Origin of the sequence: Thermanaeromonas sp. (assembly GCF_021890735.1) — a bacterium.
Lineage (GTDB): Bacteria > Bacillota > DSM-521 > Neomoorellales > Neomoorellaceae > Thermanaeromonas.
Genome location: NZ_JAKKUR010000038.1, coordinates 1 through 14,336, shown reverse-complemented (window position 1 = coordinate 14,336; position 14,336 = coordinate 1). Strand labels below are relative to the sequence as shown.

The window sequence follows — 14,336 nt, the reverse complement described above, 5'->3', positions numbered from 1 at the left end:
ACCAGATGGAAAAGCTCCTCCGCTTTATCGAGGGGTGGCAGGCGGAAACTGAAAGTAAGAATACGTCCATCCGCGTTTCCCAGGCGATGCTCGACCTGGCCCGCCAGGGCAAGTGGACCGGCGGCAGGCCACCTTACGGCTTCCGGTTGTCTTCCAGCAAAAACGGGCTACCCCTGGAAATAGACCCCGGTGAAGCGGAAGTCTTGAAGGAGATGGTCCGTCTCTACCTGGAAGAAGGGGTGGGGAGCAAGAAGATAGCGGAGATACTCAATAGCCGTGGCATAAGGACAAGGGAAGGGAAGCTGTGGCGGGATGTCCGGGTGAGAGATGTGCTACAGAACCCTATTATAGCCGGGTTGCCGGCTTATAACCGTACCAGGCCCGGCAATACTCCTACCTCCCGGTGTAGAGTAAGAGACAGGTATGACCTTAATAATCCGGAGATAATTATTCCCAGGGACGAACATGGCAACCCCAAGCCAGTTGAGGAGTATGTTATAATTCCCCTCGAGACCTGGCTTAAAGTGATGCAGAAAATGAAAGCCTCAGCCCAGAATCAGGAGCCTGATGCCAGGGCTTTGGATAGCCCGGCGCTGCTTACCGGCTTCCTTAAGTGCGGCTACTGCGGGCGGGGGTTCATTTCAAGCAGGAGTAACAGGGCAAAAATAACTAGGCCTAATGGTAAGACTTACATCTATGAGCGCGCTTCCTACCGCTGTGTAACTCACGCCAGGATAGGCAAGGAGTTTTGCCCTGGCCAGGGGAGTTACTCCCAGAGAAAGATAGATGCTATTTTTTTAAATGAGCTCAAGATGTTTTTATCCAACCTTGACCTCGGCAACCTGGAGAAATATATCGATAGCCGCCAGCAATTTACGGTCATGAGGCTCCAAAAGCAGATAAAGCAACTCGAAGCCGAGCTGGAAAAGGCTAACCGGCGCCTCAGGAATTGGGTGGAACGGCTAAATCAATATTTTGCTGATCCAGCCAGAAGCCTTTACAGCGAGGAGCTCATGGCAGGTGAGATAAAAAGAGCCCAGGAAGAGATAGCACTCCTGGAAAGGCAAATAGCCGGGACTAAGGCTGAACTGAGCGCCTGTACTTATGAGCGTGAAAAGCTGCAGCAGTTCGCCAGGATGGCTCCACGTTGGTTTGAGATTTTTGTTGAGGCTCCTGTTGCGGTCCAGAAAAGAATGCTGGCGCAGATAATTGATAGGGTTACCCTCTGGAAGGATAGGCTAGAGATAAGCTATAGAGTCGACCTTACTCAATTTGCTCGAACGACTGGAGAAGAAGGCCACGGTACAGTTGAACTCCGTGTGGCAGTATCTTTATAGCCTTATTCTCTCAAGATATAAGGTGGAATATAAAGGGGAGAAGATAGAAGATAAATGAGGGAAGCCCCATGGCCACCAATTTAGTTGAGGAGTTGTACAATGCAATAAGGCGGTTACCCCCGGACCTAAAGAAGGAACTCTATCCAAGATTAGGTGTCATTAAACCCGAGAAGACAATTATGGCGTTAGACGAGCTTATTGGGATTGCGAGCGGGCCCAAAGGAAAAGGTTTTCGGACCTATAAGGAGGACCTGTATGGTGGCTTGCGACCGCTCTAGGGTATTTATCGATAGTGGTGGATTTATTGCTTTGATATATCTACTTTAGCCAACCTTTGGCGCCTAGGCTTTTTGCTAATGAGCTCTAACCCCTCTAGTTCCGTTATATCGGTTTGATCAAAAAAATCTGCCAGGGCCTGGAGATCTTCTGTATCCGGTGGGTATTCCTCCATTTTGTTCTTCTCCTTCCACAGTTAACTAAAATATTCCCCGAAATAATTACACCAACTCCTAAAGGTTTGTAGCTACTTGGGTGCGATAGGGGTGCCGATTGCTGTTGCTGCAAACTATTCCTTTATTGCCGCGACCGCTACCATGACCATACATCCTATCCGGTTGACTGGGCTGGTGATAGGCGTGCCGCAAACCTATGAGTACCTAGATAAAATGCAGGACCGGGTGGTACGGTTTGTTACTGAGCACTCCCGGATTTCCGAGGCCAAGTTCCGAGAGCTCATGTTTAGGACTGGTGAGTTGGCACGGGATATAGGGACAGTGCTGGTGGGGCGAGATGCTGTAGAAGTGGGCTTGATTGATGAAGTAGGAGGTATCTCCCAGGCCGTAAATTACCTACGCAAGCTTATCGCCGAAGGTGCTCCGGGGCCTGGTGGTTTACATTAAAATTCTACTACCCAGAGGGGAATTCACATTCCGTCCTTTAGCATTTAGTACCACATTTTTTGGTGCTAATATTTTAGCCTGACGGCAAGGAGGGTTCTAACGTATGATTTTATATAGCCCTATGGTCCCGGAACTGGTTTGGGAAGGAGCCGAAGAATACCGGCCGGTGTTTAAAGAGCTTAGAATGGGGCGGATAACCCTTGTAGTTGAACCCTTAACCTTTACCCAGGCCCGGGTGGTACGGCTTATAAGCACCGACCCGGCAGACTATCTCTATAGCCAGTACCAACCGGGTAAGGTTGTAGAATTTATCCCCAGAGAATTCTAGTATAATAAATCATATCTTAAGCTTAAACAACCCTCCAAGGCAGCTTGGTTGTGCGGGCTGCCTTTCTTCATGTACTTAATGTATAATTGGACAAGGAATTCTTTTGGTAATGTAGAAATAGTAGCTTGCTAGGGTGATGGAAAATGCCACCTACCAGGCCAGTTACTAACAAGGTTAAAAATGAAATTCTGGGGGTTACCTTGCTGGCCCTAGCCCTTCTTTTTTCTGCAGGGATTTATGCTACTGCTACAGGATGGATGAACCCCAGCGCAACTATAGGGGCTTTGGGTAATATTATGATAAGGGTCCTACAAGGATTGACCGGTCAGGGTAAGCTTATTGTACCCCTATTTTTAACTGTATGGGGATTAAGGCTTATTATCGGGTCACCGGGGAAAGGGGTAAAGCAGCGTCTATGGGGTTCTATAATATTTCTGTTGGTATTTTTGACTGCCCTACATCAGCCCCTAGTAGCCGGTCGTAAAGCTAAGGAGCTTCTGACCCTAGGCTTAGCTGGCCAAGGGGGCGGGGTCATAGGAGGATTAATGTCTGTTATTTGCCTTGCCATCTTTGGCCGCTTGGGGACTTGGATTGTATTAGGTGCCGCGGGGATTATAGGCTTTCTGCTTTTTACGGGTGTTTCCCTTAAAGATATCCTGTCTTCTTTATTGGCAAAAATTGGTCGGTTGGGAGGGATAGTAAAACAAGGTCTGGTGAATTTTCTTTATACAGAAGTAGAGGTACCCGAAGAAGGGGAGGAAGAGAGCAAAACGGCCCCGGACCGTTCTTTAGAGCATGAAAAAGCGGTACCGGTTATTATAGAAGCTCCCCCGCCGGCGCCAGTTTCGGCAATAGTTAAAGATGAGCCGGTTCAGGTTAAAGTTTACCCGGAAACACCCGTGCCCCCGCTAGAAGAAGAGGGCAGGCGGCGGCGCCGTTCACGGGTGGCCCTTCCTGCGGTCCAAGATTCTTCTGAGGAAGAAATTTTGGATAACTATGTTTTACCGCCATTATCTCTTTTACATAAGCCAGCCAAAATTAAAAATCCACGCCTAGAGAAAGATATAGGTGAGAGGATTAAGATCTTGGAAGACACCCTGGAGAGCTTTGGGGTCAAAGTTAAAGTAACGCAGGTTAGTTGCGGGCCGACAGTTACACGCTACGAAGTTCAGCCAGCGCCTGGTATCAAAGTCAGCCGTATAGTTAGCTTGGCCGACGATATTGCCTTAAGTCTAGCCGCTCCCCAGGTGAGAATAGAGGCACCCATACCGGGTAAGGCCGCCATAGGTATAGAAGTACCTAATAAAGAAGTCGCCATAGTCCACTTGCGGGAAGTTTTGGAGACGCCAACCTTTACCGAAGCTACCAGCAAGTTAACCATAGCTTTAGGTAAGGATATCGCCGGCAACCCTGTGATTGCAGATCTGGCGAAAATGCCCCACTTGTTGATTGCTGGAGCTACAGGGTCCGGAAAGAGCGTGTGCCTTAACGCCTTAATTTGTAGTATGCTTTTCAAAGCAAAGCCTCACGAATTGAAATTTCTCATGATAGATCCTAAAATGGTAGAGCTTACCCAGTACAACGGTATTCCCCACCTCATAGCTCCGGTGGTAAGCCATCCTAAAAAAGCGGCAACTGCCTTGCACTGGATGGTAAACGAAATGGAAAAACGCTACGAACTTTTCGCTAGTGCCGGAGTGAAGGATATAAATCGGTATAACCGCTGGATTCAGAAGGAAAACATAGATAGGGAAACCTTACCTTTTGTGGTGGTAGTAATAGACGAATTAGCAGATCTGATGATGGTCGCACCGGCAGATGTAGAGGACGCTATTTGCCGGTTGGCTCAGATGGCTCGGGCTGCCGGTATCCATTTAGTGATTGCTACTCAGCGTCCCTCGGTGGATGTAATTACCGGACTTATTAAGGCTAATATTTCTGCCAGAATCGCCTTTGCCGTATCTTCTCAAATAGATTCTCGTACTATCCTGGATATGGCAGGGGCCGAGAAACTCCTGGGCCGGGGAGACATGCTCTTTTTACCTACCGGGGCCGCCAAGCCCATCCGGGTACAGGGAGCCTATGTTTCGGACCGCGAGGTAGAAGACCTGGTTACCTACATTAAACAGCAAGGCCGTCCCGAATACAATATTAACTTTTTAAAGGAAGAAGATACTGGTTTTAACAACGGTGAAGGGGAGGACGAACTTTTACCAGCTGCGGTGCGGGTGGTCTTGGAGACAGGCCAGGCTTCTATATCCATGTTGCAAAGAAGGCTCCGCGTAGGATATGCTCGGGCTGCCCGGTTAATGGATATGATGGAGGCCCGGGGATTCGTGGGGGGACCGGAAGGAACCAAGCCCAGGGCCATACTGATCAACTGGGAGGAATACCGACGACTTTTTGGAGAAGCTGGAGAATCTTAAGGGCAGAGACATGACTTTATTTTTAGGGAGGATTTTTAGAGTACTGTGTCGAAGGTGGTTCCACCAGGAAAGGGTTTTAAGGATCGTTTTAGGGGTGTATTTTATGGGGAAAATAGGCGAGGTGCTCCGTAGAGCTCGTGAGGAAAAAGGTATAACTTTAAGAGAAGCTGAAGAAGCTACGAAGATTCGGCTTAAATACCTGGATGCTTTGGAACGAGAAGAGTTTGCTCAACTTCCTGGAAGGGTGTACGCTATAGGCTTCTTACGCAATTATGCCCGGTATTTAGGGCTTGAATGGCAAGAATTAGTAGAAGAGCTAAAAAAACAATGGCCCGATGAGGAGGAATCCAGGCCTGCATCCTCGTCAACCATTCAAGAAAAAAGTGCTAATAGGGGCTTTCTTAGCAGGTGGTTAGGCGTTCTATTGGTATTATTACTCCTATGGGCTCTGAATCAGGGTTACAACCGTTACCGGGTGAGTTTAGAGGGTAGCGCTCCTCTTCCTCCGGTGATGGAAGAACCTGCTCAGGTTGTATCCCCGCCCCCCAGCCCTACCCCCCAGCCTCCCTCTCCACCCGAGGTAAGGGGTGTGGAGGTTAAAATTTACGTCAAGGAAATGCAATGCTGGATAGGCGTTAAGGTGGATGGCAAAAATGTTTTTTCCGGTACTTTAAAAGGTGGGGAGAGCCGCACTTTTCAAGGAGACCGTGACATTACTGTTACGTTAGGGAATGCGGGGGTAGCGGAGCTGACGGTTAACAATGAAGTCTTACCTCCTTTGGGTCGGGTGGGAGAAGTGGTTACCCGTACTTTTACGGCTCCCAGCGCAACAAATGAAAAATCGGGAGATACCGGCGAAGCAAGTAACACCCGTTAATGGAATGTTTAGCTAGGGACAGGACTTTCGGAGGAAAGCTTAGCATGGCTAAAGTAGCTTTCATCACTTTGGGTTGCGCTAAAAACCAGGTTGATAGCGAATATATGATGGGTGTACTGGAAGAAAGCAGACATGAACTTGTGGAGAGTCCGGATGAGGCTGAGGTAGTAATAATAAACACTTGTAGTTTTATTACTCCTGCCAAAGAAGAAGCTCTAGAGGTTATCTTACAAGTTGCAAGATCTCGGGAGGGTCCATACCCTCATATAATAGTCGCGGGATGTTTGGCCCAACAGCATGCTTTCGAGTTGTTCAGCGAACTTCCGGAGGTTAGCGCCTTTATAGGTCCCGGGGCCATTGCTCGCCTACCCCGCATCATCGAAGAGGTACTCCGGGGCAAGCGGATTTTAGATGTTCCACCAGCGGGGGAAGACTACAAGGATCTTCCTCGCACACGTCTATATTATGGACCTACAGCCTATCTTAAGATAGCCGAGGGCTGTAATAATAAATGCACTTATTGTACCATCCCGCAAATTAAGGGGCCTTACCGTAGCCGGCCTTTGGAGGATCTTGTGGCTGAAGCCCGCTTTCTCATCTCCCGGGGAGCTAAGGAACTTGTACTTGTGGCCCAGGACACTACTGCATATGGCCTAGACCTATACGGTTATTTAGCCCTTCCCATCCTGCTGCGGGAACTTGCCCGCCTCCCGGAGGTCAAGTGGCTACGCCTTCTCTATGCCTATCCCACCCGCATTACCCCTAAACTTATAGAGGTAATGGCCGAAGAAAGGAAGATCTGCCGTTATCTGGACTTACCCCTCCAGCACGCCCATCCGGAGATACTGAAGCTTATGGGACGTCCGGGAACCTTACAAGCTGCGCGCAAGGTACTAAGCAGGTTGAGAGCGGCCTTACCGGAAATAGCCCTGCGCTCCACCTTTATTGTAGGCTTTCCTGGAGAAAAAGAGATCCATTTCCGTAAGTTACTAGATTTTTTGGAAGAAATACGCTTTGATTGGGTAGGTGCTTTTATTTTTTCCCCGGAAGACGGTACCCCGGCCAGCAGGCTTCCGGGTCAAGTGCCTGACGAGATTAAAAGAGCCCGTTATGAGCGCCTCCTTTCGCACCAGCAGTATATTACAGAGGAAAAAAATTCGGCTTGGGTAGGCCGTGAAATAGAGGTTTTGGTGGAGGGTAAAGCGGACTTAGAAGAAGGGAAGATGCTATTAGGCCGTAGCTTTCGCCAGGCCCCCGAAGTAGACGGGATCATTTATCTGAAAGAAGGAAATTTAGATCTTAAGCCGGGAGAATTGGTGAAGGCAAGGATTTTAGCCGTCAGAGATATTTATGACCTTTGGGGGCGGGTAATTACGTGAGACTTTTGGCCTCTATGGACCACTAAAACCAGCTAATTACTAAGGTTTCTAACTTAAAGTTCTGTTATAATGGAAGGTGCTATCCCAAACAAGGAGGTTTTTCCCTTGTTCGGGCAGGGCTGGCGCCTTCATTACGTTATTTTAGCGTGCTTTGTTAGCTTGGCCCTCTTAGGAGGAGGACACTTTTTATATCAAAAGTTCTTGTGGGAAAAAGCCTTGGTGAAGAAGCTACAAAGCGTACCGCAGGTAGAGGGTGTGACCTTTCGAAGGACAAAAAATAAAGTGGAAATCAAACTGGGCCCCACACCTGATTTAAAACAGACTTATTTACAAGTAGAGGAAGCTATAGGGGAGTTTTTCCGGGAAAACATTCCTGAAGTGGTAATACGTGACGAACGTTCACCTGTCCTGAGCCAGGTGTGGGAAAAGACTCAGTTTGCAGTATATGAAGCCGCTGCCAGGGGAACTTATACGGTCATGGCTGAAGAAATCGAAAAGATAGCACAGGATCACGGAGTAGAAGCGAGGCTTGCGGTGGACGGGGAGAGGATTTATGTAGCCCTGTACCAAGATGGTTATTTTCTCTACGAGGTCGTACCTATTATACGCCTTAAGGTTCCCCTAGGGAGGGGGGAAAACGGTGTTTAAAGCTTGGAGAGAGGTAATATCTGGGAGTGCAATAGGTGTACTGCTTTTTTTGCTTATACAAGGTTATGATGTGGTACCCCTATTTTTGCTGGGCGGCATAATTGTGGTATTATACTGGCTGTTAGAAAAAAGGGGACTCCTTACTGCGCGGCCTTACCGTCCTTACCATTCCAAGGAAAGTGTAACTTTTGAGGACATCGGCGGGCAAACTTTGGCTATTCAAGAGCTTAAAGAAGCCCTAGAATTCTTAAAGCGAACAGAAGAAATCAAAGTTATGGGTATCAGGCCCCTTAAAGGCATTTTATTGAGCGGCCCTCCGGGAACCGGTAAGACACTTCTGGCTAAAGCCGCAGCTTCTTATACAGATGCTGTATTTTTGGCCGCTAGCGGTAGCGAATTTATTGAGGTATATGCCGGCGTAGGAGCCCAGAGGATAAGGGAGCTTTTTAAACAAGCCAGAAGTTTAGCCCATAAAACGGGTAAGAGCAAAGCCATAATCTTTATAGATGAGTTGGAAATATTAGGGGGAAGACGGGGTACCCATTCCTCCCACTTAGAGTACGACCAAACCTTAAACCAGCTCTTAGTGGAGATGGACGGCCTGGAGAGCAGTGCACCGCCCTATATTTTAGTTATCGGCGCGACAAATAGGCCTGATCTTTTAGATCCCGCTCTTTTACGGCCTGGACGTTTTGACCGGCACGTGCGGGTAGAGCTTCCGGACCGGGAAGGGCGATTGGAGATACTTAAACTTCATACAGCCAATAAACCCTTAGGTCCGGATGTGGATCTGGAGGCTATAGCGCGGGAAACCTTTGGCTTTTCTGGAGCACATCTGGAAAGTGTAGCTAATGAAGCTGCTATTTTAGCCTTGCGCTCCCGCTCGCCCGTTATACGCCAGGTGCACCTGCGAGAGGCGGTAGACAAAGTGATGTTGGGCGAGAAATTACCCAGGAAACCCAGAAGGGAAGAACTATTCCGCCTTTCCGTCCATGAAGCGGGTCACGCTCTGGTAAGCGAGCTGCTGCACCCGGGTTCTGTTACCCAAGTCACCATCATGTCTAGGGGACAGGCCCTCGGATATACCCGCCAGAAACCCCAGGACGACATCTATCTTTTCACCCGGGAACACCTAGAGGACCAGATTTGTATTTGTTTGGCCGGTTCTGTAGCGGAAGCCCTGCTGTTAGGGGATAAGAGCACGGGTGCAGTAAACGACTTTAGAGAGGCCGTGCGGCTGGCCAAACTCATGATAACTTCCGGATTGTCCGACTGGGGGGTGGTAGACGAAGCAAGTCTAACGCCTGCCCAGTTAAACCGGGCGATCAAAGGTATTATTACTGGCCTGGAAAAGAGAACCAAGGAGGTTTTGACCCCTTATAAGTCGTCACTGGAACAGATCGCTCAGAAACTTATGCGGGAGGAAACCTTGAGCGGGGATACCCTACGCTCCTTCTTCCTTAAAGGGGGAGAGAGAAAATATGCGGCTGTTTATCGCTCTGACCTTTTCCCCGGAATTGGTCGAGAAGCTTTCAGCTGCCCAAGATGAACTTCGCCAGTGCCGTGGGGATGTCAAATGGGTGGAAAGAGAAAATCTGCATTTAACCTTAAAATTCCTGGGCGAAGTAACTAAAGAAAGAGTACGTGAAATTATCGATACTCTAAGTCAGGGGGTCCGGGGCATAGGAAAATTGCATTTAGGGGTAAAAGGTGCAGGGGTTTTTCCTAACTGGGCCCGCCCGCGAATAATCTGGGTTGGCCTTACTCCTAACCCTCTTCTGGGTGAACTGCATCGTTCTTTAGAACAAGAATTGGTAGCTCTGGGTTTTCCTGCAGAGAAAAGTTTTAGTCCCCATATTACCTTGGGCCGGATTCGAACCTTAAACAATTGGTCCGTACTGAAACAGAAGCTCCAGGGATGGCAAGAAAGGATATGGGGGGAAGAGGAAATAAACAAAGTGGTATTAATGCAAAGTCATCTTACCCCTCGTGGCCCCCTTTACCGGATCGTGGAGACTTTTCCCTTGACGCAAACGCATACTATTTTCTAAAATGGAACTAGCAACTTATGGGAGGTAACCTTTAAGTGTCTTTATCAAATAAACGGGAGATGCTGGAACATACCGTAAGCCTCATAGAGAGGCATTTCGGTAAAGGTTCCCTAATGAAATTAGGAGATGTCGGTTCTCGCCTTAACGTAGAAGTTATACCTACAGGTGCCTTGACCTTAGATATAGCCTTAGGTGTGGGTGGGGTACCGAGGGGCAGGATAGTGGAGATTTTTGGTCCGGAGTCTTCGGGCAAAACCACTGTAGCTTTACATATAATCGCTGAAGCTCAGAAACAAGGGGGTACAGCAGCTTTTATAGACGCAGAACACGCCCTAGATCCCTTTTATGCCCGTAAAGTAGGGGTGGACATAGATAACCTGCTGGTTTCCCAACCTGACACCGGAGAACAGGCCCTGGAAATAGCTGAGATGCTAGTAAAGAGCGGGGCTGTTGATGTGGTAGTAGTTGATTCGGTTGCTGCTCTGGTGCCCAGGGCCGAATTAGAAGGCCAGATAGGCGACGCCTTTGTAGGACTACAAGCTCGGCTTATGTCCCAAGCTTTACGGAAATTGGCAGGCGTGGTCTCCAAGTCACGTTCAGTAGCCGTTTTTATAAACCAGTTGCGCGAAAAAATAGGAGTCCCTGGCTACACTAACCCCGAAACCACCCCAGGTGGTAGGGCGTTAAAATTTTATGCTTCTGTCCGGCTTGACGTGCGCAAGGTAGACCCCATAAAACAGGGTTCCGAGATCGTCGGCAACCGTACCAGGGTAAAGGTAGTGAAAAATAAGGTTGCTCCGCCTTTCCGCCAGGCAGAATTTGACATAATTTACGGTCGTGGCATTGATAATGAGGGATGCCTTTTAGACTTAGGCGTGGAGCTAGGCTTAATCAAAAAGAGCGGTACTTGGTACTCATTAGGAGAAGAACGCCTGGGACAAGGCAGGGAGGCTGCCAAGGAGTATCTGCGCCAGCACCCGGAGCTGGCCTCTACCCTGGCGGAAAAGATAAAGGAGAAGGTGCAAAGCGGGGCAGGCTCCCCTTTGCATTCTTGACAGGGCCCAAACCACATACTACAATACCATCGAGGGAAACTGGGTGCTAGGCTGACTACCAAGCCCTTGAGATAGATTTTTTGTATTGAGGAAAATTTGTTAGAGTAATACCACCGAAAAGGAGAAGGGGATTCTCTGCCTTTTAGCAGGGGATTGGTGGATCGGAGGGTGTCTGTTGGACATCCTTTAAGAAAAAATTGGTAGGATACCTTGCCGGAAGCCGGGTTTCTGCTCGGCTTTATTTTATGTTAAGGGGGTGAGAAGGAGGTGTACGGAATTATAGAGATTATTCTAGCCCTGGCCTTAGGCATAGGATCAGGATATGCCGTCCGCAAATATCTTGTTGAAGCAAGACTAGCCTCTGCCCAGAAAACGGCAGCGGCTATTATTGAAGAAGCCAAGAAAGAAGCCGAAGCCAAAAAGCGAGAGGCTTTACTGGAGGCCAAGGAAGAAGCTCACCGCTTGCGTCATGAGATAGAACGAGAAAATAGAGAAAGGAGGAATGAGCTTCAGCGTCTTGAGCGGCGCCTTTTGCAGAAAGAAGAGGCGCTGGAGCGTAAATCGGAAAGCCTCGAAAGAAGGGAGGCTAACCTCCACCGCCAAGAAGAGGAAATTCAGCGGATGAAGCAGGAATTAGAGGAACTCAAGCGCCAGCAAGTAGCCGAGCTGGAACGGTTATCGGGGTTGTCTACAGAGGAAGCCAAGGTTTTGCTTTTAAAAACCGTAGAGGAAGAAGTACGCCATGAAGCAGCCCTGCTTATAAAACAGATAGAAACAGAAGCGAAGGAGGAAGCGGATAAACGCGCCAAGGAGATCATAACTTTGGCCATCCAACGTTGCGCCCCAGAAGTGGTGGCGGAAACCACTGTTTCAGTAGTTAACTTGCCCAGCGACGAAATGAAGGGCCGGATCATAGGGCGCGAAGGCCGCAATATCCGAACCTTAGAAACCTTGACTGGGGTGGATCTGATTATTGACGATACACCAGAGGCTGTCATCCTGTCGGCCTTTGATCCCATTCGGCGGGAAGTAGCTCGCATCGCCTTAGAAAAACTTATTGCCGATGGCCGGATCCATCCCGCCCGCATAGAAGAGATGGTAGAGAAAGCTCAGAAGGAAGTAGAGCAAAGGATCCGGGAGGAAGGGGAGCGGGCAGCCTTTGAACTCGGTATCCATGGCCTCCACCCGGAGTTGGTAAAGCTTTTAGGGCGGCTCAAATATCGTACGAGTTACGGGCAGAATGTCCTGAAGCACTCTATGGAAGTAGCTCTACTAGCTGGTGCCATGGCTGCCGAGTTGGGAGCAGATGTACAGGTGGCCAAGCGCGCAGGACTACTCCATGATATAGGTAAGGCTGTAGATTTCGAGGTAGAAGGACCCCACGTAAGCTTAGGGGTCGAGTTAGCTAAAAAATACCGGGAATCACCCGAAGTGATCCATGCGATAGCCGCTCACCACGGAGATATTGAACCGCAGAGTATCGAAGCGGGGCTGGTTCAAGCCGCGGATGCTATTTCCGCTGCCCGGCCGGGGGCAAGAAAGGAGACTCTGGAAGCTTATATCAAGAGGTTACAAAAACTAGAGGAGATAGCCGACTCCTTTAGCGGTGTTGAAAAAGCTTATGCCATCCAGGCGGGCCGGGAAGTCCGGATAATGGTCAAGCCTGATAAGATCGACGACCTCATGGCTGTCCGGTTGGCCAGGGATATTGTTAAGAAGATCGAGCAGGAACTCGAATATCCAGGACAGATTAAAGTCGTAGTTATCCGAGAAACGCGGGCCGTAGATTATGCTAAGTAGGATTGCCGCAAAGCAGGATTTTTTTCATCCGTGCCGAACTTACCTTTTGGGAGGCTTTAAGCCTTAAAGGTGGGTGAAATAATATGGGCTTAAGATACCAATATGAAGGAGAAATTTCGGACAGCATCGGGCTTTTGATCTCTATTTTGGTCCGCTACCCTGAGGTAGGGACCATAAATTATGATCCTAGCACCCAGGTTCTTAAGTTTTCCTTTATGCTGGCTGCATCTTTAAAGGAAGACGATCTCAAAGAATTCTCCCGGCGCTTTACCCAGTCCCTTTCTATTTATAACTCCCTTGAGGGGCATACGCCCCGGGTTATAAACTTAAGCTATCATTTCTTCGACAGGCTTACCGTTTTAGAGGTTAAGCGCGATGTAGATACTCTTTCCCAGGGCGAGATCGGGCTGATAATGAGCTTAATCCGCCAGGAGTTTGAAGATACCTTGCTTGCAGAAGCGAACGATGGCTTTGGTGAGGAAGAATTGATGGTTCAGGAGGAAATAATAGATCATATGCTGGAAAGTATTAAGGGCGGGGGTGCCCAGAAAAAGCTTATAGCCTTCAGGGAAGAAGGGCGGGTGCTGGTTTTTAACAAGTGAAGGGCCGGGGGGATCTCCATACCCATACTGCGGCTTCAGATGGGCAGCTTAAACCCCGGGAATTGATCCATCTGGCCAAGGAGAAGGGGTTAGCTGCCCTCGCCATTACGGACCATGATACGGTAGACGGGCTAAAGGAGGCTTTGAAGGCTGGCAGAGATTATGGAATAGAAGTTATTCCGGGGATAGAGCTCAGTACGGAGTGGGAAGGTCGCGACGTCCACCTGTTAGGGTATTATATTGATTTCGAGGATGACCGACTCCGGAAATTCTTGGTGAGGTTACAGGAAGCCAGGTATCGCCGGGGTCAGGAAATGGTTACCAAACTACGGGAACTGGGGTACGATCTCAGGTGGGAGGAAGTAACCCGTTTTGTGAAGGGCAATTCGGTGGGCCGGGTACACGTGGCCCAAGCTTTGGTAGATAAAGGTTTAGTCCCTTCTGTGGAGGTGGCCTTTACCGAGCTTTTAGAACGCGGCCGGCCGGCGTATGTGCCCCGTTATAAAATATTGCCGGGAGACGCTATAGAGCTTATACGTATGTGGGGTGGTGTGGCGGTCCTAGCTCATCCCGGCCTTATTGGGTGTGACGGAATAGTTGAGGAGCTGGTATCCAGGGGGCTCGAGGGGTTGGAAGTTTATTATCCCTTACATGATGAACAAACCACGGAACGCTACCTTAACCTGGCCCAAAGGATGGGTCTCCTTATCACAGGGGGTTCAGATTTCCATGGGACACAAGATCAAGAACATGCTCAGTTAGGTGCAGTAACCGTCGGAGAAAAAGAGATAGGCCTTCTTAAGGAAAGAGCTAAGAAGAGAAATGACGAGAAGAGATAGAGATGAGGGAGAGCCTTTTAGCGGAGACGTTTGTCGAGTTTATGCGTGTCCGGGCTCGCCCCGGCTTTTATTTTTGTTTCTTAAGCTCATGGTGG

The 14,336-nt window shown here is 49.0% G+C and carries 14 protein-coding genes and 1 pseudogene; 14 read left to right on the top strand and 1 reads right to left on the bottom strand.

Going from position 1 to position 14,336, the window contains the following annotated elements; genetic code table 11:
* Positions 1 to 1,337 (top strand): recombinase family protein (locus L5656_RS07365; RefSeq protein ID WP_297201224.1); only part of this gene is annotated, 1,337 nt, incomplete at its 5' end.
* A 68-nt stretch (positions 1,338 to 1,405) separates the two neighbouring features.
* Positions 1,406 to 1,615, top strand: coding sequence for a hypothetical protein (locus L5656_RS07360; protein ID WP_297201221.1), 210 nt, complete (start codon positions 1,406 to 1,408; stop codon positions 1,613 to 1,615).
* Positions 1,616 to 1,638: 23 nt separating this feature from the next.
* Here L5656_RS07360 and L5656_RS07355 read toward each other — a convergent pair whose 3' ends face one another.
* Entirely contained in the window at positions 1,639 to 1,788 is a 150-nt protein-coding gene (locus L5656_RS07355) for a hypothetical protein (RefSeq protein ID WP_297201218.1), read from the bottom strand.
* An 82-nt stretch (positions 1,789 to 1,870) separates the two neighbouring features.
* Here L5656_RS07355 and L5656_RS07350 point away from each other — a divergent pair.
* The 12 genes and pseudogenes from L5656_RS07350 to L5656_RS07295 all read left to right on the top strand — a co-directional run.
* Positions 1,871 to 2,236 (top strand): annotated as a pseudogene (locus tag L5656_RS07350) (ClpP family protease); the annotation flags it as partial.
* A gap of 103 nt (positions 2,237 to 2,339) precedes the next feature.
* On the top strand, positions 2,340 to 2,564 hold the full coding sequence (locus L5656_RS07345; protein ID WP_297201212.1) for a YlzJ-like family protein: 225 nt from the start codon (positions 2,340 to 2,342) through the stop codon (positions 2,562 to 2,564).
* Between the two features lie 143 nt (positions 2,565 to 2,707).
* On the top strand, positions 2,708 to 4,990 hold the full coding sequence (locus L5656_RS07340; protein ID WP_297201209.1) for an FtsK/SpoIIIE family DNA translocase: 2,283 nt from the start codon (positions 2,708 to 2,710) through the stop codon (positions 4,988 to 4,990).
* A 103-nt stretch (positions 4,991 to 5,093) separates the two neighbouring features.
* Positions 5,094 to 5,867, top strand: coding sequence for a helix-turn-helix domain-containing protein (locus tag L5656_RS07335; protein WP_297201206.1), 774 nt, complete (start codon positions 5,094 to 5,096; stop codon positions 5,865 to 5,867).
* A 44-nt stretch (positions 5,868 to 5,911) separates the two neighbouring features.
* A complete protein-coding gene (gene rimO / locus L5656_RS07330) occupies positions 5,912 to 7,246 on the top strand; it encodes a 30S ribosomal protein S12 methylthiotransferase RimO (RefSeq protein ID WP_297201203.1) in 1,335 nt (444 codons plus the stop codon).
* A gap of 105 nt (positions 7,247 to 7,351) precedes the next feature.
* On the top strand, positions 7,352 to 7,894 hold the full coding sequence (locus L5656_RS07325; protein WP_297201199.1) for a hypothetical protein: 543 nt from the start codon (positions 7,352 to 7,354) through the stop codon (positions 7,892 to 7,894).
* The gene (locus L5656_RS07320; protein WP_297201196.1) at positions 7,887 to 9,443 is read left to right on the top strand and encodes an AAA family ATPase; all 1,557 of its coding nucleotides are present in this window, start codon (positions 7,887 to 7,889) and stop codon (positions 9,441 to 9,443) included. The genes L5656_RS07325 and L5656_RS07320 overlap by 8 nt, the downstream gene beginning before the upstream one ends.
* Positions 9,376 to 9,945: an RNA 2',3'-cyclic phosphodiesterase gene (gene thpR, locus L5656_RS07315; protein WP_297201194.1), complete on the top strand. Its 570-nt coding sequence runs from the start codon at positions 9,376 to 9,378 to the stop codon at positions 9,943 to 9,945. The genes L5656_RS07320 and thpR overlap by 68 nt, the downstream gene beginning before the upstream one ends.
* Positions 9,946 to 10,004: 59 nt before the next feature.
* Positions 10,005 to 11,000, top strand: coding sequence for a recombinase RecA (gene recA, locus L5656_RS07310; RefSeq protein WP_366018084.1), 996 nt, complete (start codon positions 10,005 to 10,007; stop codon positions 10,998 to 11,000).
* 267 nt (positions 11,001 to 11,267) lie between these two features.
* The gene (gene rny, locus L5656_RS07305; protein WP_297201187.1) at positions 11,268 to 12,800 is read left to right on the top strand and encodes a ribonuclease Y; all 1,533 of its coding nucleotides are present in this window, start codon (positions 11,268 to 11,270) and stop codon (positions 12,798 to 12,800) included.
* 83 nt (positions 12,801 to 12,883) lie between these two features.
* Positions 12,884 to 13,402: a hypothetical protein gene (locus L5656_RS07300; RefSeq protein WP_297201184.1), complete on the top strand. Its 519-nt coding sequence runs from the start codon at positions 12,884 to 12,886 to the stop codon at positions 13,400 to 13,402.
* Positions 13,399 to 14,241, top strand: coding sequence for a PHP domain-containing protein (locus L5656_RS07295; protein ID WP_297201181.1), 843 nt, complete (start codon positions 13,399 to 13,401; stop codon positions 14,239 to 14,241). The genes L5656_RS07300 and L5656_RS07295 overlap by 4 nt, the downstream gene beginning before the upstream one ends.
* Positions 14,242 to 14,336: the final 95 nt, after the last annotated feature.

Coding starts and splice junctions, on each gene's coding strand:
- rimO (WP_297201203.1), top strand. CDS start 5,912: ATGGCTAAAGTAGCTTTCATCACTTTGGGTTGCGCTAAAAACCAGGTT.
- recA (WP_366018084.1), top strand. CDS start 10,005: ATGCTGGAACATACCGTAAGCCTCATAGAGAGGCATTTCGGTAAAGGT.
- L5656_RS07360 (WP_297201221.1), top strand. CDS start 1,406: ATGGCCACCAATTTAGTTGAGGAGTTGTACAATGCAATAAGGCGGTTA.
- L5656_RS07335 (WP_297201206.1), top strand. CDS start 5,094: ATGGGGAAAATAGGCGAGGTGCTCCGTAGAGCTCGTGAGGAAAAAGGT.
- thpR (WP_297201194.1), top strand. CDS start 9,376: ATGCGGCTGTTTATCGCTCTGACCTTTTCCCCGGAATTGGTCGAGAAG.
- L5656_RS07355 (WP_297201218.1), bottom strand. CDS start 1,788: ATGGAGGAATACCCACCGGATACAGAAGATCTCCAGGCCCTGGCAGAT.
- L5656_RS07345 (WP_297201212.1), top strand. CDS start 2,340: ATGATTTTATATAGCCCTATGGTCCCGGAACTGGTTTGGGAAGGAGCC.
- L5656_RS07300 (WP_297201184.1), top strand. CDS start 12,884: ATGGGCTTAAGATACCAATATGAAGGAGAAATTTCGGACAGCATCGGG.
- L5656_RS07340 (WP_297201209.1), top strand. CDS start 2,708: ATGCCACCTACCAGGCCAGTTACTAACAAGGTTAAAAATGAAATTCTG.